The organism is Microbispora sp. H10949 (genome assembly GCF_014161435.1).
GTDB classification, from domain to species: domain Bacteria; phylum Actinomycetota; class Actinomycetes; order Streptosporangiales; family Streptosporangiaceae; genus Microbispora; species Microbispora triticiradicis.
This window is the reverse complement of the sequence record NZ_JABBWZ010000009.1, coordinates 443,346-461,728: the sequence shown is the minus strand read 5'-3', so window position 1 is coordinate 461,728 and position 18,383 is coordinate 443,346. Positions and strand designations below refer to the sequence as shown.

Genomic DNA, 18,383 nt, shown 5'->3' with positions numbered 1-18,383 from the left:
GGGGTGGTCACCGGTCGGCTTCGGGGGGCGGAGCCACGTCGGCGCCGGGGGAGTCGGCGCCCCTGCCGGTCTGGCCCTCGGCCGACGCGACCGCGTGTCCGCCGAACTGGTTGCGCAGCGCCGCGACCATCTTCATCGCCGGGGAGTCGGCCTGGCGCGAGGCGAACCTGGCGTACAGCGCGGCCGTGATGGCCGGCAGGGGCACGGCGTGGTCGACGGCGGCCTGTACGGTCCACCGGCCCTCGCCGGAGTCCTCCGCGTAGCCCTTCAGGTCGGCGAGGTCGGGGTCCTCCCGCAGGGCCCGCACCAGCAGGTCGAGCAGCCAGGACTGGATGACCGTGCCGTGCCGCCAGCTCCGGAACGTGTCGGGGACGTTGGTGACGACGTCGCTGGCCTCCAGCAGTTCCCAGCCCTCGGCGAAGGACTGCATCATGCCGTACTCGATGCCGTTGTGGACCATCTTCGCGAAGTGGCCCGCGCCGACGCCGCCCGCGTGCACGAAGCCGTCCTCGCCCTCGGGCTTGAGCGTGTCGAAGGCCGGCATGAGCCGCCCGACGTGCTCGTCCTCGCCCCCGACCATCAGCGCGTAGCCGTTCTGCAGGCCCCACACGCCGCCGCTGACGCCCACGTCGACGAAGCCGATGCCGCGTGTGCCGAGGTCCGCCGCGTGCCGCTGGTCGTCCAGGTAGTGGGAGTTGCCGCCGTCGATCACGACGTCGCCCTCCGACAGCAGGTCGCGCAGTTGCTCGACGGTGGCCCGGGTCGGCGCTCCGGCGGGAACCATCACCCAGACCGCGCGCGGCGCCTGAAGCCTCTCGACGAGGTCCTTCAGGCTGCCGACGTCGCTGAGGGCGGGATCGCGGTCGTAGCCGACGACCTCATGGCCGCCGCGCCGCAGCCGCTCGGCCATGTTCCCGCCCATCCTGCCGAGCCCGATCATGCCGATCTGCATCTGAGCCACCCCTTGACGTCCGCGTCGTCCACCGAGGCACGCGTACCCATGCATCGGGTGTCCATGCCACGGCCAAAGCGTACGCCCGGGGCGTCACGGCGAGATCAGCTGGACAGGCGGATGGGCATGATCAGGTAGCGGTAGTCCTCGTTCGCGCCTTCGTCCACAGGCTTGCCCGCGGTGAGGATGGCCGGCTTGGTCGGCGTGGTGAACTGCAGCCGGGCGATGTCGGAGTCGATCGCCCCCAGGCCCTCCAGCAGGAACTGGTGGTTGAACGCGATGTTGATCTCGTCGCCGTCGAAGTCGACCGGGAGCGCCTCCACCGCCTGGGCCTCGTCGCCGCTGCCGGCCTCCAGGACGACCTCGCCGCCGCGGAAGGCCAGCCGTACGGGGGTGTTGCGCTCGGCGACGAGCGCGACGCGCTTGACGGCCTCGACGAACGAGCCTGTGGACAAGTCGGCGCGGGCGGAGAACTCGGTGGGCAGCAGCGAGCGGTACTTGGGGAACTCGGGGTCGAGCAGCCGGGTCGTCGTCCGCCGCCCGGAGCTGGAGAAACCGATCATGCCCTCGCCGGTGCCGCCGGCGGAGCTGAGCGCGATCTCGACCTCCGCACCGCTGCCGCCGAGCGCCTTGGCCGTGTCGGCGAGCGTACGGCCGGGAATCATCGCCACGGCCTGGAAGCCGGGCTGCTCCGGCTGCCACTTCAGTTCGCGTACGGCGAGCCGGTAGCGGTCGGTCGCGGCGAGGGTCACCGTGTCGCCGTCGATCTCCATCCGGACGCCGGTGAGCATCGGGAGCGTGTCGTCCTTGCCCGCGGCCACGGCCACCTGGCCGACGGCGGAGGCGAACACGTCGCTGCCGACCCGTCCGGCGGCGGGCGGCATCGCCGGAAGGGACGGGTAGTCCTCCACAGGCATGGTGAGCAGGGTGAACCGCGCGCTTCCACAGGTGACGACGGCCTTCGCCCCGTCCACGACCAGTTCGACCGGCTGTGCGGGGAGGGCGCGCGTGATCTCGGCGAGCAGCTTGCCGGAGACGAGCACCACGCCCGCCTCCCCGGTCTGCAGGTCGAGGGTCACCTCGGCGGAGACCTCGTAGTCGAAGCCGGAGAGCTTCAGCCTCTGGTCGTCGGTCACCTCAAGCCGCATGCCGGCGAGCACCGGCACCGAGGGACGGGCCGGAAGGCTCCGTGCCGTCCACGCCACGGCCTCGGCGAGCACATCGCGATCGATCCGGAACATCACGTGGATCAGCCTCCTGGGTGTCGCTGCATCGTCAAGTCTTCACTCTCCCGCACCTGTGTGCCTCCAGAACCCCTTCTATGGTTCTTCAGTTCCTTAGAGAGAGATACAGGTCCTCGTATTAGGGAGTGTGGATATGTGGATGAGGAGCATTTTCGCAGCTCAGCGGAGATGCTTCATCCACTGGTGCTGTGGGGGAAAGGTGGACGGACCCCCTGCGGACTGTGGGTGGCCGCGCTGTCCCCACAGCCCGTCCCCAGGTTCGGGCACCTCTGTCCACGAGTAATCCACCAGGTTTCCACCGGTTGTCCACGGGGTAAAAGGGACAGCCGATGTGCCTGTGACGAGTACGCACAGGGCGTCCCCAGGCTGCCCACAGGTATTCCCCAAGCTGTCCCCAGCTTCTCCCCAAAGTTGTCCCCAAGTGGGGACGGCCTGCCGGCGGTCCGGAGAGGGTGGGGGTAACGCGATTCGGGCCGCGATGAGGCGGCATCCCTGATCCACAGAGTTATCCACAGCCTGTGCACTAAGAGTTGCGTGCGCGCTGCTTGATCCGGGTCGTCAGCTCGTTGACCTGGTTGTACATCGAGTGCCGCTCCGCCATGAGCGAGCGGATCTTACGCTCCGCGTGCATGACGGTGGTGTGGTCCCGGCCGCCGAACTGCTGGCCGATCTTCGGCAGCGACAGGTCCGTCAGCTCGCGGGCCAGATACATCGCGATCTGCCGGGCGGTGACCAGAGCCCGCGATCGGGAGCTGCCGCACAGGTCGTCGAGCGAGACGCCGAAGTACTCCGCGGTTGTGGACATGATGAGGGAGATGGTGATCTCCGGGCTCGCGTCCTCACTGATCAGGTCCTTGAGGACGATCTCGGCGAGCTGGAGGTCCACGGACTGGCGGTTGAGGCTGGCGAACGCGGTGACCCGGATCAGCGCCCCCTCCAGCTCGCGGATGTTGGTGGCGATGCGGCTGGCGATGTACTCCAGGACGTCGGGCGGCGCGGCCAGGCCCTCCTGGATCGCCTTCTTCCGCAGGATCGCGATGCGGGTCTCCAGCTCCGGCGGCTGGACATCGGTGATCAGGCCCCACTCGAACCGGTTGCGCAGCCGGTCCTCCAGCGTGACGAGCTGCTTGGGGGCCCGGTCGCTGGAGATGACGATCTGCTTGCTGGCGTTGTGGAGGGTGTTGAAGGTGTGGAAGAACTCCTCCTGCGTCTGCTCCTTGCCCTCCAGGAACTGGATGTCGTCCACAAGGAGGATGTCGACCGCGCGGTAGCGGGCCCGGAACCCGTCCGCCTTGTGGTCGCGGATGGAGTTGATGAAGTCGTTGGTGAACTCCTCGGAGCTCACGTACCGGACCCGGGCGCCGTCGTAGAGGCTCTGCGCGTAGTGGCCGATCGCGTGCAGCAGGTGCGTCTTCCCCAGCCCGGAGTCGCCGTAGATGAACAGCGGGTTGTACGCCTTGGCGGGGGCCTCGGCGACCGCGACCGCGGCGGCGTGGGCGAAGCGGTTGCTCGCGCCGATGACGAACGTCTCGAACGTGTACTTGGCGTTCAGCCGGGCCGACTCGCCGCTCGGGCGGCCGGCCCGCGCGTCCCAGCGGTTCTGCGCCGGCACGGGCTCCGGCTTGGGAGCGGGAGGCGGCTCGGGCGAGTAGCCGCCCGGCCGCTGCGGGCGGTCCGGCGGGGAGACCTGCTGGGCGGGCTGTGGATACTGCTGGTCCTGTGGATACCGCGGCCCGCCGTGGACCTGCGGCGACCCCTGCGGGCGGCCGTGGGAGGGACCGTACGCCGGACCGTGTGCGGGGCTGTGGATACTCGGCGGGGCGTGCGGCTCGGGCTCGCGCCGGGACGGCCCGTCCTCACCTAAGGGATAGCGCGGAGCCTGGTGGTGAGGCTGTGGATAATCTGTGGACGACTGCTGTGGATGACGGTCGGCCGGCCCCTGGCCCACGGGGTCCGGAGGAGCTTGTAGTCCCGCGCCGGGATCCACCATCACCGCGATCCGCACCGGCCTGCCGAGCTCCTGCGACAGCGCGTGCACGATCAGCGGGCGCAGCCGCACCTCGATGACCTCTTTGGCGAAGTCGTTCGGGGCGGCCAGGAGGATGGTGTCGTTGATGAGGCCGGAGGGCTGTGTCATCTGGAGGAACGCACGCTGCTGTCCGGAGACGCCCTCGTCGAGGAGGGTGCTGAGCGCCCGAGCCCATACAGCGTTGAGATCGACGCCTTCCATGGCTCGGCCCCTCCTCCCTTTGCGCGGCCCCGTCCGCCGCCGCGATCCGTGCCGTGTTCCCGTCCGGTACGCCTCACGGCACCGGCCCTCTTCCGAAAGCCTGATCCACACGTGATCCACACGATGTGCACAGGCCGCGTATTCTTCCCGGGCACATCCACGCTGATGAGGGGAAGGGCCGGACGGCCGACAGTAGCGGTGTGCACATCCGCGTTCAAGGCGTTGTCCACAGCCTAGTGGGCCATGGTCGCCCGCCGTACTCGGTTGGCGGCACGGGCGTCGGTTTGACCTGACGTAGGGTGGCCCCGTAACGTGTCCCGGTCGGCTAATCACGCGACGGCTATTTCGCATGCCCGCGCATATGACAAGCCGCGTGACATTGGATTGTGCCGCGTCCGCAGCCCGCGGGCGTACCTGAAGCCTGGAGCCCACTCGTGAGCAAGCGTACTTACCAGCCGAACAACCGTCGCCGCGCGAAGACCCACGGCTTCCGGCTGCGCATGCGCACCCGGGCCGGCCGCGCCATCCTGGCCGCGCGCCGCCGCAAGGGCCGCGCCGAGCTGACGGTCTGACGACCAGTCGCCGCCCGCTCGCGCCCGGCGCCCCTCACGGCGCCGGTGGAGCGGGCGGCCGTACGTCGAGGAAGGCCCGGTGCTGCCGTCCGCGTCCCGCATGCGTCGGGGTGACGAGTTCGCCGACGCGATCCGCCGTGGGCGACGCGCCGGGCGTCCCGTCCTGGTCGCACATCTGAACCTGCGCGACGCCGACGAGCCACCGCTGGTCGGCTTCGTCGTGAGCAGGGCGGTCGGTGGCGCCGTGGTGCGGAACCAGGTCAGGCGCAGGTTGAGACACCTCATGCGGAGCCGCCTGCCGATGCTGCCGAGAGGTAGCCTCTTGGTGGTACGCGCCAATCCACCGGCCGCGTCCGCGCGCAGCGAGCACCTGGCCGCCGAACTCGACGTCGCGCTGAGTCGTCTACTCCGGCGGCGCGGGTCCGACGCCCGGACCCCGACGGATGGACGGTCATGACAGCGCAGCATCCGACCCCGGCCGAGGCGCCCGGGGAGGCCGACCGGCTCGCGGAAGGGCTGGTCGCCCGCGTGCTGCTCGCGCTCATCCGGTTCTACCGCGCATTCATCAGCCCGTTGCTGGGGCCGAGGTGCAGGTTCGAGCCGTCCTGTAGTGCCTATGGTCTCGAGGCCGTCGCCGTTCACGGAGCGGCGCGCGGGGTATGGCTGACCGTCAGGCGTATTGGACGGTGCCATCCGTTCCATCCTGGAGGTTTCGACCCGGTGCCCCCACGCCGAGTCCGGTCTCACGACGAAACGCAAGGGAGCTAGCTCGGTGGAGCTGCCATTCCTGAAATGGCTGTATACGGCGGTGGCCCAGGTGATCACCTGGATCCACGGCGGTTACAGCACCTTTATCCCCGCCAGTAGCGGTCTCAACTGGGCGCTGACCATCATCACCCTGACCGTGCTGATGCGTCTGCTGATCTTCCCGCTCTTCATGAAGCAGATGCGCTCGTCGCGGAAGATGCAGGAACTCGCGCCCAAGGTGCAGGAGCTGCGCAAGAAGTACAAGAACGACAAGCAGCGCATGAACCAAGAGGTCATGAAGCTGTACCAGGAGGCCGGCACCAACCCTCTGGGTGGCTGCCTCCCGATCGTCGCGCAGTTCCCGATCTTCATCTCGATGTTCACCGTGCTGCGGGCCATCGCCGAGGACCGGGCCGTCTTCGGGATGTCCAAGGAGCTCGTGGAGAGCGCCCGGCACGCGCACGTCTTCGGTGCTCCGCTGCCGGCGACCTTCTTCACGAGCGCGGCGGACATCGAGAAGTTCAGCGCCGATCCGGTGGTCACGAAGATCGTGCTCGGCCTCTTCGTCGCGGTCAGCTCGTGCACCACCTTCCTCACCGTCCGGCAGAGCGTGACGCGCTCGATGGCGCAGATGCCGGACAACCCCATGGCGCAGCAGCAGAAGATCCTCATGTACATCTCGCCGCTGTTCGCCGTCTTCAGCCTGAACTTCCAGCTCGGTCTGATCCTCTACTGGGTGACCACGAACCTGTGGACGCTCGGCCAGCAGCACTGGTTCTACAGCCGCCACCCCATGCCGGTCGTGGACGAGAAGGGCAACATCACCACCCCCGAGCCGTCGAACGGCGTCTTCACGAAGCTGGTGGGTAAGCCCAAGACCACGAAGGCCCCGGAGGCAGAGCCGGAACCCGCCCCCAAGATCGTCCGTCAGCAGCCGGCGCGCCAGCCCCGCAGCAAGCGCACCGGCAGCAAGAAGTCGTAGGAGAAGGAGAGTCCGGACGTGACCGAAGCTGGGGAGACCCTCAAGCCTGCTCCCGACGTCGACGCCCTGGAACAGGAGGGCGAGATCGCGGCGGACTACCTGGAGGGCCTGCTCGACATCGCCGACCTGGACGGCGACATCGACATGGACGTGGAGGGGGACCGCGCCGTGGTGTCGATCGTCGGGATCAAGGGTGACGATCTCGTGGGCTCCGGCGGGGAGGTGCTGGAGGCGCTGCAGGAGCTGACGCGTCTCGCCGTGCACCGCCAGACGGGGGAGCGTTCCCGGCTGATGCTCGACGTGGGCGGCTACCGGGAGCGGCGCCGCGCCGAGCTGACGAAGGTGGGCTCCTCGGCGGCCGCGGACGTCAAGCGCACGGGCGAGCCCAAGGCACTCACCCCGATGACGCCCTTCGAGCGGAAGATCGTGCACGACGCGGTCGCGGCGGCGGGCCTGCGCAGCGAGTCGGAGGGCGAGGAGCCCCGCCGTTTCGTGGTGGTCCTGCCCGCCTGACCGTTCCTCGCGGTTCCGGCTCCGCTCTCGAGCCCGTACGGCTCTCAGCTGTGGTGCCGGAAACGCCGGGGTTCCGCAAACTCCGACGTGGGAAGCCGTCGGTCCCGATCTTCGGGGCCGGCGGCTTTTCCCGTCCTGGCGTCCTGCTGCGTCCTGCTGAAGTCCTGCCCCACCGCGGGATGAGCGGCACGGCTCCCCGCACGGCCGAGGAAGTGCGGACCCGGCGCCCGTATCCACGGCTGACCATTCCCGGCCGGGGAATGACGACTACCCTTGGCCCCAGAGCGTTCCTGGATGAGTGAGTGATGACGGAGAGCAACGACCTGCCCGAGGCGCCCCCGGTGGCGCGTGAGATCTTCACCGGTGAGGCGCTGGAGCGGGCCCGGGTATTCGCCGAGTTACTCGCCGGTCCCGGAGTGGTGCGAGGGCTGCTGGGGCCGAGAGAGGTCCCCCGGATCTGGGACCGCCATCTGCTCAACTGTGCCGTGGTGGAGGAGGCGATCCCGCCGGACTCGACCGTCGTCGACATCGGTTCCGGCGCCGGCCTGCCCGGCCTGGTGCTCGCGATCGTCCGGCCCGACGTGACGGTGACATTACTGGAACCCCTGCTCCGTCGTACGGTCTTCCTCTCCGAGTGCGCCGAGGCGCTCAAGCTCGACAACGTGGAGGTGCTGCGCGGACGCGCAGAGGAGATCGCTTACAAGAGGGTCTTCGATGTCGCGACCGCACGGGCGGTGGCGCCGCTCGATCGCCTGCTCTCATGGTCGATGCCGCTGCTACGGGAGGACGGCGAACTTCTGGCGATGAAGGGAGAGCGGGCACAGGAGGAACTGGAGGCCGCCCGCCCCCACCTCCAGTCGTACGGGGTGAGGCACGTCGAGCTCGTGACAGTGGGGCGCGGTAGGGTCGAGCCGCCCGCGACCCTTGTTCGCGTCGTTGCAGGACGACCCCCGCGAGCGGACACGCGGAGGCGACGGAAGAGGTGAGCCGCGTGGCGGACGCCGGATCAGGCGATGTGAAAGCGGGACTGGGTTGGCCGGAGACCCGGCTCCCCCTACCCTGGGAGATCGCGACAGCAGGCCGGTCCTCCGGGGTTGGCTGGCCTCGTCCCCCTGCTTCGCCGGTCGAAAGGACGACGACCGTGCCCCAGACCCCCCTAAGCCCTGGCGATTCGCCGCTGGTACGAGAGGCACTGAGTTCTGTGGTTTCACGTGAAACAGCCGCGCCTGCGCAGGCGGCTGCGCCTTCCGTCGGTTACTCGACGCGTGACGAGGGGAGCTGGCCCCGGCCTCCTCGCTGCCGGGTGATGACGGTGGCCAACCAGAAGGGCGGCGTGGGTAAGACCACCACGGCCGTCAACCTGGCGGCGGCACTGTCCATGCATGATCAGCGCGTTCTCGTGGTCGACCTGGACCCACAGGGGAACGCGTCGACCGCCCTCGCGACCGAGCACCGGTCGGGGATGCCGTCGGTCTACCAGGTCCTGGTGGACGACATGCCGCTGTCGCAGATCGTGAACCCCGTCCCCGACATGCCGAACCTCTACTGCGCCCCCGCCACCCTCGACCTCGCGGGGGCGGAGATCGAGCTCGTCCCGATGGTGGGCCGCGAGTCTCGTCTGCGGAGGGCGCTGGCGGCCTTTGACGCCATGGAGTTCGACTACATCCTCATCGACTGCCCGCCGTCGCTGGGCCTGCTGACCGTGAACGCCATGGCGGCGGCCCAGGAGGTCCTGATCCCCATTCAGTGCGAGTACTACGCGTTGGAGGGGCTCACCCAGCTCATGCAGAACGTCGAACTGGTCCGTGCACACCTCAACCAGACGCTCGCGGTCTCGACCATCCTCCTCACCATGTACGACGGCCGTACCCGCCTGGCGTCTCAGGTGGCGGAAGAAGTGCGGTCCCACTTCGGGGACACGGTGCTCGACGCGGTCATCCCCAGGAGCGTCCGTGTCTCCGAGGCGCCCAGCTACGGCCAGTCGGTCATGACGTACGACCCGGGATCGAGCGGCGCGCTCGCGTACATGGGGGCCGCCAAGGAGATCGCCTATCGCGCGGCTGCCCTCGCCGACGCCTGAGAACCGGCCACTGAGAATCAGCCATTGAGTGCCGACTGCCGAGAGCTGAAGCTGGACAGGCGTCGAGCGTTTCCTGCGCATGGGCGTTGGCGGCCCTCAGTGCCGGTGGGTTATGCACAGGTCGATGTCTGAGGACTCGTGCGCAGGCTTCACAGCGGTACTCTCTCCTGGTGTGTGCGTGCCGGTGCCCAGTGACTCCGAGTCGCTGGGCACCGCCTTCTTTGCGGGTGCGGGTATGAAGGAGCAGCGGTGAGCCAGCAGCGTCGGGGACTTGGCAAGGGTCTTGGGGCTCTGATCCCCACAGGACCGATCGTCGATCCGTCGCCTCTGGCGAGCGTGCCGTCCACTGCCGGTCTGCCGGCATTCGCATCGAGTGGCGGCATGGCAGGCGGTGGGGTTGCGGGTGACGGCGGAACGGGCCTGCGCCCGGTGGAAGGCGCGTACTTCCAGGAGATCGAGGTCGGGTCGATCTCTCCCAACCCCCGCCAGCCCCGGGAGGTGTTCGACGAGGATCGTCTCGAAGAACTGTCAGCCTCCATCAAGGAGGTCGGCCTGCTGCAGCCGGTCGTCGTACGGGCGCTGCCGGACGGCCGCTTCGAGCTCATCATGGGGGAGCGGAGGTGGCGGGCGTCCCAGCTCGCCGGGCTCGACCACATCCCCGCGATCGTCCGCAGCACGCAGGACGACGAGATGCTCCGCGAGGCGCTCATCGAGAACCTCCAGCGCGAGCAACTGAACGCGCTGGAGGAGGCGGCGGCCTACCAGCAGCTTCTCGACGACTTTGGCGCCACCCATGAGGTGCTCGCGAAGAAGGTGGGGCGCTCCCGCTCGCACATCAGCAACACCTTGCGGCTGCTGAACCTCCCGCCGGAGGTGCAGCGCAGGCTGGCGGCCGGGGTCATCAGCGCCGGCCATGCGCGGGCGCTGCTGACGCTCAGCGACCCGGCCGCCCAGGAACGCCTGGCGAGCCGCATCGTGGCGGAAGGGCTGTCGGTCCGGACCGTCGAGGAGATCGTGGCGCTGGGGGAGGCGACCGCGGGTCCGGCTCCCCGCAAGCCGCGGGCGAAGAAGCCGACGGCTCCGGCACTGCGGGATCTGGCCGACCGGCTCTCCGATCATTTCGAGACGAAGGTGAAGGTCGATCTCGGCAGCAGGAAGGGCCGAATCGTGGTCGAGTTCTCCACCATCGACGACCTGGAGCGGATCATCGACACGATGGCTCCGGACGCCGCCAACGCGATGCGCAGCGCGGGGATCGCCACCGAGTAGTCGCTGGGTAGTCGCTGTTTCACGTGAAACATCGCCACCGCCGGCCACGCTGTCGCACTGGACGCAGCTTCTCGCACTGATGCATCGTGCTCAGGCACGGTACTCAGGCACCGTGCTCAGGCACCGTGCTCAGGCACCGTGCTCAGGCACGGTCGATGGGCGAGCGATGGAGGCGCGATGAACGACGAGGCTCCCTTTCGGGTAGGGCTTCGGGCCGACGATGTGAGTGCGGCGGCCGCGTTCTACGAGGGGCTGGGATTCGAGCGGATCGGCAGGATCTCCAGTCCCGACGGCCGGACAGTCATGGCGATCCTGCGACGCGGCGATCTCCAACTACTCGTCGACGCCCTGACCGGCATGCCGTTTCCCGACAGCGATCGTGAACGAGGCACGCTGGCCGGTCCGCGAGGGTTGGGCGTGGTCATCGGCATAGCGGTAGACGATGTCAGAGCGACCGTGGACTACTGCCGATCGGCCGGTTGCGAGGTCACCACTGAGACGGCCGACGCCCCGTGGGGGGAGCGGTACGCCGAGGTCCTCGATCCCTACGGCTACGCGTGGAAGTTCTTCAAGGTGCTCCCGGATCCGCCCCATGACACCTTGCACAGCGCCTACGACAGCTGGTTCGGCTGACCTCGTCGCCCCACGCGGCATGCGTGCGCACAGGCACGCATGCCGCAGCGTCGGTCTCTCGCCTGTTTCACGTGAAACAGGAGGGGCGGTTCAGCGGCGAGCCGCGGCGAGCTCCAGGAGTCCCTTGCAGAGGGTGCCCAGATCCCGGTGGGCCGCCTCGGCGGCCATCGGCAGCAGGGAGGTCTCCGTCATGCCGGGGGCGACGTTCACCTCAAGGAAGTACGGCTTGCCGGTGGCGTCGACGATGAGGTCGGTGCGGGAGACGTCACGCAGCCCCAGTGCGGTGTGAGCGGCCACGGCCATCCCCGCGCACGCCTCGGTGGCCTCCGGAGAGAGCCGGGCAGGTGCGAAGAACTCGGTCTGGCCGGCCGTGTACCGGGCGGCGTAGTCGTAGACGCCGCGGTCGGGCACGATCTCCACCGGAGGCAGGGCGACCGGTCCGTCACCCAGATCCACGACAGAGACGGCGACCTCCACGCCCTGCACGTACTGCTCGATCAACGCGGTGTCCCCGTACGCGAAGCAGCCGACCATCGCCGCGGGCAACTCCTCGGCGCTGCGGACGATCGACGCGCCGAGCGCGGACCCTCCACGTGAGGGCTTCACGAACAGCGGCAGTCCGAGGCGGTCGACGATACGGGCGAGCACCGCCGTGGCGCCGAGGTCGTGGAACGTCTCCTTGGGCAACGCCACCGAGTCGGGGGTGTTGAGCCCCCAGGATCGGACGACCGCCTTGGCGGTGGGCTTGTCGAAGGCGACCCGGCAGGCGTCCGGCGTCGCACCGACGTAGGGCACGTCGAGCAGTTCCAGGACGGACCGGATCGCCCCGTCCTCCCCGGCGCCGCCGTGCAGGGTGACGAACACCGCGTCCGGCGGGTCCGACAACACGGCGGGCACGAGGGTGGCGTCGGTGTCGCGCGTCTCCACGTCCACACCGGCCGCCCGCAGCACCTCCGCCACCCGGCGACCGGAGCGCAGGGAGACCTCACGCTCGTAGGAGAGCCCTCCGGCGAGGACGAGCACGTGACTCAGATCGCTCATGCCGTCTCACCACCGATGCGGGCGAACACGCCGCTGGGCTGGGTCAGGTCATTTCCCCGCGCACGCGGGCCGGGCCCTTCAGCACGGCCGGCCGTGGCCGCCGTGCGGCTCTCGGAGGTACGACCCCCGATCCACCGGTGATCGGCGTTGCCCGGCCCGGGGCGCGTTCCCCTCCGCGGAGGTGCGGGGGGCGATCCTGCGGTCATCGTTCGCTCGCTCACGAAGAGGGCCTTTCTCGCGTCGAGGAGTCGGTACGGCCAGCCTGAACAGGCTAGTGCCCCTCCCGCCTATCTTTGCCCCGTCGCGTCGCCCAGAGCGGCACCTCGCCGCGTTGTCGTCGTCGCCCATAGCTCCGCTATGGGCTCCTCCTCCGCCTTGCGATGCACCACTCTGGCCAACGCTCCGTCCGGGCAAATCTTGGCGGTCGCGGCACTCGTGCCCCTCCTGGCGGTCGTCGTCCAGGCCCGACCACGAGGGGAGGGGCGGGAGGCTGCGACGTCCCAGTAGGAGAGGCTACGCCGGTTCAGGCGTGGGCCGTACCCACACCTGAGCGAGGCGGGCCAGACACTCCCTAGGCGAGGTCCGGGCCGGGGGTGTCCACGCCTCCCTGCCGCGGTATGGAACCGGTGCCGAACGTGTCCCGCATCCTGAGCTCCTGCTCGATGACCCCGGCGAGGCGGCGTACGCCCTCCTTGATGCGGTCCGGCTCCGGGTAGCAGAACGACAGCCGCATGTTCCGCGTGCCGCCGCCGTCGGAGTAGAAACCGGTGCCGGGCACGAAGGCGACCCGTTCGGCGATGGCCCGCGGGAGGAGAGCCTTCGAGTTGAGCCCCTCGGGCAGCGTCATCCAGACGAAGAACCCGCCGGCCGGGCGGGTCCACGTGCAACCGGGCGGCATGAACACCTCGAGCGCGTTGAGCATCGCGTCGCGCCGCTCGCGGTACAGCTCCCGGAACGTCTTGATCTGCTCCCGCCACGGCTGCGTCGTGAGGTACTGCCCCACGGCGAGCTGGGTGAACGTAGAGTGCGACAGCACCGCCGACTCCATGGCGAGGACCAGCTTGTCGCGGATCGCGTGAGGCGCGACGGCCCAGCCGACGCGGAAGCCCGGGGCCAGGGTCTTGGAGAACGAGCCGAGGTAGACGACACCGTCGGGATCGTCGGCCCGCAGCGCCCGCATCGGCTCCCCGTCGAACCCGAGCAGGCCGTACGGGTTGTCCTCGACGACGAGCACGCCGGTCCGGCGGCAGACCTCCAGCACCTGGCGGCGGCGCACCTCGTTCAGCGTCACACCGGCGGGATTCTGGAAGGTCGGGATCGTGTAGAGGAACTTGATCCGGTTCCCCGCCGCCTGGAGGGCGTAGATGGTCTGCGCGAGCGCCTCGGGAATCAGCCCCTGGTCGTCCATGGCGATGTGGACGACCTTCGCCTGGTAGGCCGCGAACGTGCCAAGGGCCCCGGCGTAGGACGGCCCTTCGGCGAGCACGACGTCACCGGGGTCGATGAAGATGCGGGTGATGAGGTCGAGCGCCTGCTGGGAGCCGACGGTGACCATGATGTCGTCGGGGCCGGCTTCGATGCCCTCGAGGCGCATGACCTCGCAGATCTGCTCCCGCAGGGCGGGGTCGCCCTGGCCGCCGCCGTACTGCAGAGCGACGGAACCGCGGGTGGCGACGAGATCGGCGACGAGATCGCCCACCACGTCGAGGGGAAGGGCCGTGATGTACGGCATGCCGCTGCCGAGCGAGACCACCTCGGGCCTCGAGGCGACGGCGAAGAGAGCTCGGATCTCGGAGGCGACCATCCCGGCGGCCCGGGCGGCGTACCTGTCGACGTAGGCGTCAATGCGCGACCCGTGGGCCGCGTTCGTCCGACCGTGATCAAGCTCATGCGTCACGGTCCACCTCCGATCACATAGCCGAGAAATCCAGAGTACGGTAACGCGCCACGCTGCTCACAACAGGGTATTGACCATCACAGACCCCTTTTCCTGCATTCCTGCCTCATTGGTTTCACCGTGAGGGCGACGTAAACGCTCGGCTGTGGCTCTTGTGGCGTACGCGCTCCGGCCCTGCCGCTGAGTTACGATGCGTGCAGTAGACGCCGTATTCGCGCGCTTTTCTGGCGGGACCGCTAGCGGGGATTGGGGCATCACGTGTCGCGTCGGCTGGTCAATGTCACCCTCGACAACCTTGACGACCTGCCGCGCCGGTGCCGGCGATGTGTGTTCTGGGAGCTCGACCCCGTGAGCGGGGAGCGAGCGGTGGAGGCGGGCGACCCGGGGCTGGAGAAGGAGGCGTGGATCTCCGCGACCCTCCTCGAATGGGGAAGCTGCGGGAAGATCGCCTACGTCGACGGCGTGGCGGCCGGCTTCGTGCTCTACGCCCCGCCGCTGTACGTCCCCCGATCGGTGGCGTTCCCGACCTCTCCGGTCAGTTCCGACGCGGTGCTGCTGATGACCGCGCACATCGTGCCGGAGTTCTCCGGAGGCGGGCTCGGCCGGATGCTCGTGCAGGGCGTCGCGAAGGACCTGACCCGCCGCGGCGTACGAGCCATAGAAGCCTTCGGCGACCTCAAGTGGGAGCAGCCCGGCTGCCTGCTGCCGGCGGATTATCTGCTGTCGGTCGGATTCAAGACCGTACGCCCGCACCTGCGCTTCCCCCGGCTCCGCCTGGAGCTCAAGACCGCCGTCTCGTGGCGTGAGGACGTCGAGGTGGCGCTGGAGCGCCTACTCGGCTCGATGTCCCCGGAGCGGGCGCTGCGGCCCGTCTGAGGCGATCTCAGGGCCCCACACGATCTCAGGCTCCACGCGATCTCAGGCTCCACGTGATCTCAGGCTCCACGCGATCTCCTGAAGACCGCCAAGCGATCTCAGGACCGTCGAGGGAATCAGGCCCTGGCGGTCCCAAGACGCAGCGGAGCCCCCCGTGCGTTCGCGCGGGGGGCTCCTGTCCAGCTCGATCGGGGCGCGTCAGAGCACGCCCTCCAGCTCGCGCAGCAGCATGGCCTTCGGCTTGGCGCCGATGATCTGCTTGACGACCTCGCCGCCCTTGTAGACGTTCATCGTCGGGATCTGCAGCACGCCGTAGTCGCGCGGCGTGACCGGGTTCTCGTCGATGTTCAGCTTGACGATGGTCAGCCTGTCCGCGTTCTCGGTGGCGATCTCCTCGAGGATGGGCCCGACCTGGCGGCACGGACCGCACCACTCGGCCCAGAAGTCGACGAGAACCGGCTTGTCGCTCTTGAGGACCTCGGCCTCGAAGCTCGCGTCCGTCACGCTCTTGATGGCGCCCAAGGTAACTCTCCCCTTGTGTCTGGTGTGGTGGGTGCAACCGCGGGAACGGTCACCGCATTCCCGCGGCCGCCCGGAAACGGTCTCAGGCGTTCAGCGTCAGCCAGCGCTCGGCGTCGAGCGCCGCGGCGCATCCGGTCCCGGAGGCCGTGATCGCCTGGCGGTAGATGTGGTCGACGACGTCGCCCGCCGCGAACACCCCGTCGAGGTTGGTCCTGGTCGTGGGCGACTGCACGAGGACGTAGCCCTCGTCGTCGAGATCGATCTGGCCCTTCAGCAGTTCCGTGCGCGGCTCGTGGCCGATGGCGATGAACAGTCCCCCGACCGGCAGATCGGTCTCCTCGCCGGTCTTGAGGTTGCGCACGCGCACGCCGGAGATCCGGTCCTCACCGAGCACGTCGACGACCTCGCTGTCCCAGACGAAGCGGATCTTGTCGTTGGCGAACGCCCGGTCCTGCATGATCTTGCTGGCGCGCAGCGTGTCCCTGCGGTGGATCACGGTGACGGTACGGGCGAACCGGGTCAGGAAGATGGCCTCCTCCATCGCCGTGTCGCCGCCGCCGACGACCACGATCTCCTGGTCGCGGAAGAAGAACCCGTCACAGGTCGCACACCAGGACACGCCCCGGCCGGACAGCCGCTTCTCGTTCTCCAGGCCCAGTTCGCGGTAGCGCGAGCCGGTGGCGATGATCACGGACTTGGCCAGGTAGGTGTCGGTGTAGGTCTTGACGACCTTGGGGTCGGCCTCCAGGTCGACCTCGACGACGTCGTCCGCCACCAGTTCGGCGCCGAAGCGCTCGGCCTGCTTGCGGAAGTTGTCCATCAGGTCCGGACCCATGATCCCGTCGGGGAACCCGGGGAAGTTCTCCACGTCGGTGGTGTTCATCAACGCACCACCCGCGGTGACCGAGCCCTCGAAGACGAGCGGCCGCAGGTCCGCCCGCGCGGCATACACGGCAGCCGTGTAGCCGGCGGGGCCCGATCCGATGATGATCACGTTACGGACGTCGCTCAACGGACTCGCCTTCCGATCCCGGTGTGATGTGCAGTCGCGTCAACAGATCCTAGGCCCCGGCGATTCCCGCGGCCGACCCCCGGCACCCGAGGACTCCTGACGCGTCTGGGGCACCCGGACATCGCGAAGCCCCCCGGAGGTCGCGGGGGGCTTCGTCACTGCCGATGGTACGGCTCGCGCCGCACTACGTACGCCGCCGGGTGAGCCCGGAGCGGCGTCAGGTCACCTCCAGCTGGCCAGACCCTCCGGCCGCAGGCGGCGGCACTCGGAGTCCACGACGACCACCCGCACGGCGTTGATGTTCTTGTCCTCCCAGAACGCCATGATCGTGGCCTCGTTGCCGTTGTACAGGGCCTTGTCGACCCCGATCGGCGTGCGGTCGAGCTCGGTGGAGAACTGCTTGACGCAGCTGTCGAGACCCTCGTCGCTCGTGGACGCGCCGTCCACGCCGGGACCGACGCCGAAGTAGCCCAGCAGCGGCCCGCGCAGCTCCCGGCTGGTGTAGTTGTGGCCGCTGGCGTAGGTCGAGTAGGTCAGCGCCTGCGCACGGGTCTTCTCCGGGGTCTGGCTCGCGTCGCCCTGGCTCAACGCCAATTGAGGCTGCGCGCCGCCGGACCAGAGCAGGCCGGTGGCGGCGACCCCGCTCCCGATGACCGCGATCGCCGCGGCGGCGGCCACCGCGGGCATCGCCCACGCGCGCCGTCTGGCGGACTTACGGCCCCCCGTACGTGTCCCGGTGCGGCGCCCGGCCGGCGTGATCGTCCCGTCGCCGGACACGACGCCCAGCGGACCCGTCGCCGCGGCGACCGGCGCGAGCTCGGGTTCCGGCTCCGGCGCGGGTACGAGCCCCGGCTGCGGCGCCCCGGCAGGGACGATGGATTCGACCGGAGTCTCGACGGTCTCCCACGGCGCGTTCTCCCAGGGGGAGTCCCGCATGACGCGGTCCCAGTCCGGGGCCTCGGCGGCGAGCGCGCGGTCGATGCGCTTGGCGACGCCCAGAGGCATCGCCGGCACCGGCACGGCCGCCAGGACCTCGCGGACCGCGGCCAGGTCGGCGAGGCTCTCCCCGCAGGGGTCGCAGACCGCGAGGTGCTCGCGGACCCGCCGTGCCGTGGTTTCGTCGAGGAGACCCTCCGCCAGTTCGGCGAGCATCTCCAGGTCGTAGTGCGTGTCACCCGTCACGAAGTTCTGCTCCCTTCCCGGATGAGACGCGAGTCAGGTCTGATCGGTTCCGTAGATGCGAAAGAATCGGGGCGAGTTTGGCGCGGCCCCGGGCGCAGCGGCTTTTCACCGTTCCGGGCGGGACGCCCAGGACCGCGGCGGCGTCGTCCACCGCGTAGCCCATCATGTCGACGAGCACGAGAGCGGCCCGCTGGTCGGCCGGCAGCAGCTTGAGCGCCGCCGTCACCTCCAGGGACACCTCCCGCTCGCCCGACTGGTCGGTGGCCGGAGACTCCCGCTCGGCGGCCTCGATGAGTTCGTCGTCGGCGACGGGCCGCACCGACTTGCGGCGCATGCGGTCGAGGCAGGCGTTCACCACGATACGGTGCAGCCACGTCGTGACCGCCGCCTCGCCGCGGAAGCTGTCCGCCTTCCGGTACGCCGAGACGAAGGCGTCCTGCACCGCGTCGGCGGCCTCGTCGGGATCACCCAGCGTACGCAGGGCGACCGCCCACATCCGGTCGCGGTGCCGCCTGACGATCTCACTGAACGCGTGCGGATCGCCGCCCAGATGGCGCGTCAGCAGATCGGCGTCGGACACGGCGCGTTGCGCGTGCTCAGCCGTCGGGGGTGTGTCTGGTGGGGAGTTCAC

General features: G+C 69.3%; 19 protein-coding genes. 10 read left to right on the top strand and 9 right to left on the bottom strand.

Annotation, left to right across the window (positions count from 1 at the left end; all coding sequences use genetic code 11):
* Window positions 1-7 precede the first annotated feature (7 nt).
* The 3 genes from gnd to dnaA all read right to left on the bottom strand — a co-directional run bounded on the left by gnd (window position 8) and on the right by dnaA (window position 4,426).
* Complete coding sequence (gnd, locus tag HHX40_RS25165) at window positions 8-1,006, bottom strand: phosphogluconate dehydrogenase (NAD(+)-dependent, decarboxylating) (protein ID WP_396774401.1); 999 nt, start codon at window positions 1,004-1,006, stop codon at window positions 8-10.
* Between the two features lie 50 nt (window positions 1,007-1,056).
* Entirely contained in the window at window positions 1,057-2,196 is a 1,140-nt protein-coding gene (dnaN, locus tag HHX40_RS25160; protein WP_111700099.1) for a DNA polymerase III subunit beta, read from the bottom strand.
* 523 nt (window positions 2,197-2,719) lie between these two features.
* Entirely contained in the window at window positions 2,720-4,426 is a 1,707-nt protein-coding gene (dnaA, locus tag HHX40_RS25155) for a chromosomal replication initiator protein DnaA (protein ID WP_182882552.1), read from the bottom strand.
* A gap of 434 nt (window positions 4,427-4,860) precedes the next feature.
* Here dnaA and rpmH point away from each other — a divergent pair, with 434 nt between their 5' ends.
* The 9 genes from rpmH (at window position 4,861) to HHX40_RS25110 (ending at window position 11,222) form a co-directional block, all read left to right on the top strand.
* Entirely contained in the window at window positions 4,861-4,998 is a 138-nt protein-coding gene (gene rpmH, locus HHX40_RS25150) for a 50S ribosomal protein L34 (RefSeq protein WP_015772801.1), read from the top strand.
* A 79-nt stretch (window positions 4,999-5,077) separates the two neighbouring features.
* A complete protein-coding gene (rnpA, locus tag HHX40_RS25145) occupies window positions 5,078-5,455 on the top strand; it encodes a ribonuclease P protein component (RefSeq protein ID WP_182882551.1) in 378 nt (125 codons plus the stop codon).
* Entirely contained in the window at window positions 5,452-5,766 is a 315-nt protein-coding gene (gene yidD / locus HHX40_RS25140; RefSeq protein ID WP_111700096.1) for a membrane protein insertion efficiency factor YidD, read from the top strand. The genes rnpA and yidD overlap by 4 nt, the downstream gene beginning before the upstream one ends.
* A 4-nt stretch (window positions 5,767-5,770) precedes the next feature.
* Window positions 5,771-6,727 (top strand): membrane protein insertase YidC, encoded by a 957-nt coding sequence (yidC, locus tag HHX40_RS25135; protein ID WP_182873252.1) that lies wholly within the window; start codon window positions 5,771-5,773, stop codon window positions 6,725-6,727.
* 18 nt (window positions 6,728-6,745) lie between these two features.
* Entirely contained in the window at window positions 6,746-7,240 is a 495-nt protein-coding gene (locus HHX40_RS25130) for a protein jag (protein ID WP_111700094.1), read from the top strand.
* 305 nt (window positions 7,241-7,545) lie between these two features.
* On the top strand, window positions 7,546-8,226 hold the full coding sequence (rsmG, locus tag HHX40_RS25125; protein WP_182882550.1) for a 16S rRNA (guanine(527)-N(7))-methyltransferase RsmG: 681 nt from the start codon (window positions 7,546-7,548) through the stop codon (window positions 8,224-8,226).
* Between the two features lie 320 nt (window positions 8,227-8,546).
* Entirely contained in the window at window positions 8,547-9,320 is a 774-nt protein-coding gene (locus tag HHX40_RS25120; protein ID WP_111700173.1) for a ParA family protein, read from the top strand.
* Window positions 9,321-9,569: 249 nt separating this feature from the next.
* On the top strand, window positions 9,570-10,589 hold the full coding sequence (locus HHX40_RS25115; protein ID WP_182882549.1) for a ParB/RepB/Spo0J family partition protein: 1,020 nt from the start codon (window positions 9,570-9,572) through the stop codon (window positions 10,587-10,589).
* Between the two features lie 177 nt (window positions 10,590-10,766).
* On the top strand, window positions 10,767-11,222 hold the full coding sequence (locus HHX40_RS25110; RefSeq protein ID WP_182882548.1) for a VOC family protein: 456 nt from the start codon (window positions 10,767-10,769) through the stop codon (window positions 11,220-11,222).
* Window positions 11,223-11,312: 90 nt separating this feature from the next.
* On the opposite strand, the gene HHX40_RS25105 is transcribed toward HHX40_RS25110, so the two are convergent.
* Complete coding sequence (locus HHX40_RS25105; protein WP_182873247.1) at window positions 11,313-12,263, bottom strand: D-alanine--D-alanine ligase family protein; 951 nt, start codon at window positions 12,261-12,263, stop codon at window positions 11,313-11,315.
* A 571-nt stretch (window positions 12,264-12,834) separates the two neighbouring features.
* Window positions 12,835-14,067, bottom strand: coding sequence for a PLP-dependent aminotransferase family protein (locus HHX40_RS25100; protein WP_138459930.1), 1,233 nt, complete (start codon window positions 14,065-14,067; stop codon window positions 12,835-12,837).
* Window positions 14,068-14,418: 351 nt separating this feature from the next.
* Here HHX40_RS25100 and HHX40_RS25095 point away from each other — a divergent pair, with 351 nt between their 5' ends.
* Window positions 14,419-15,036 (top strand): GNAT family N-acetyltransferase, encoded by a 618-nt coding sequence (locus HHX40_RS25095; protein WP_111700089.1) that lies wholly within the window; start codon window positions 14,419-14,421, stop codon window positions 15,034-15,036.
* A gap of 198 nt (window positions 15,037-15,234) precedes the next feature.
* Here HHX40_RS25095 and trxA read toward each other — a convergent pair whose 3' ends face one another.
* The 4 genes from trxA to sigM all read right to left on the bottom strand — a co-directional run bounded on the left by trxA (window position 15,235) and on the right by sigM (window position 18,383).
* Window positions 15,235-15,558 carry a thioredoxin gene (gene trxA, locus HHX40_RS25090; protein ID WP_111700088.1) on the bottom strand — a complete coding sequence of 108 codons (324 nt, stop codon included), beginning with the start codon at window positions 15,556-15,558 and terminating at the stop codon, window positions 15,235-15,237.
* An 82-nt stretch (window positions 15,559-15,640) separates the two neighbouring features.
* Window positions 15,641-16,570 (bottom strand): thioredoxin-disulfide reductase, encoded by a 930-nt coding sequence (trxB, locus tag HHX40_RS25085; RefSeq protein ID WP_111700087.1) that lies wholly within the window; start codon window positions 16,568-16,570, stop codon window positions 15,641-15,643.
* A gap of 222 nt (window positions 16,571-16,792) precedes the next feature.
* Window positions 16,793-17,752, bottom strand: coding sequence for a zf-HC2 domain-containing protein (locus HHX40_RS25080; RefSeq protein ID WP_182882547.1), 960 nt, complete (start codon window positions 17,750-17,752; stop codon window positions 16,793-16,795).
* The gene (gene sigM / locus HHX40_RS25075) at window positions 17,742-18,383 is read right to left on the bottom strand and encodes an RNA polymerase sigma factor SigM (RefSeq protein ID WP_182882546.1); all 642 of its coding nucleotides are present in this window, start codon (window positions 18,381-18,383) and stop codon (window positions 17,742-17,744) included. Before sigM ends, HHX40_RS25080 begins: the two co-directional genes overlap by 11 nt.

Bases quoted from the DNA above. Each gene is read 5' to 3' on its own strand.
- rsmG (WP_182882550.1), top strand. From the start codon at position 7,546: ATGACGGAGAGCAACGACCTGCCCGAGGCGCCCCCGGTGGCGCGTGAG.
- yidD (WP_111700096.1), top strand. From the start codon at position 5,452: ATGACAGCGCAGCATCCGACCCCGGCCGAGGCGCCCGGGGAGGCCGAC.
- HHX40_RS25105 (WP_182873247.1), bottom strand. From the start codon at position 12,263: ATGAGCGATCTGAGTCACGTGCTCGTCCTCGCCGGAGGGCTCTCCTAC.
- HHX40_RS25110 (WP_182882548.1), top strand. From the start codon at position 10,767: ATGAACGACGAGGCTCCCTTTCGGGTAGGGCTTCGGGCCGACGATGTG.
- HHX40_RS25120 (WP_111700173.1), top strand. From the start codon at position 8,547: ATGACGGTGGCCAACCAGAAGGGCGGCGTGGGTAAGACCACCACGGCC.
- dnaA (WP_182882552.1), bottom strand. From the start codon at position 4,426: ATGGAAGGCGTCGATCTCAACGCTGTATGGGCTCGGGCGCTCAGCACC.
- gnd (WP_396774401.1), bottom strand. From the start codon at position 1,006: ATGCATGGGTACGCGTGCCTCGGTGGACGACGCGGACGTCAAGGGGTG.
- HHX40_RS25100 (WP_138459930.1), bottom strand. From the start codon at position 14,067: ATGGTCGCCTCCGAGATCCGAGCTCTCTTCGCCGTCGCCTCGAGGCCC.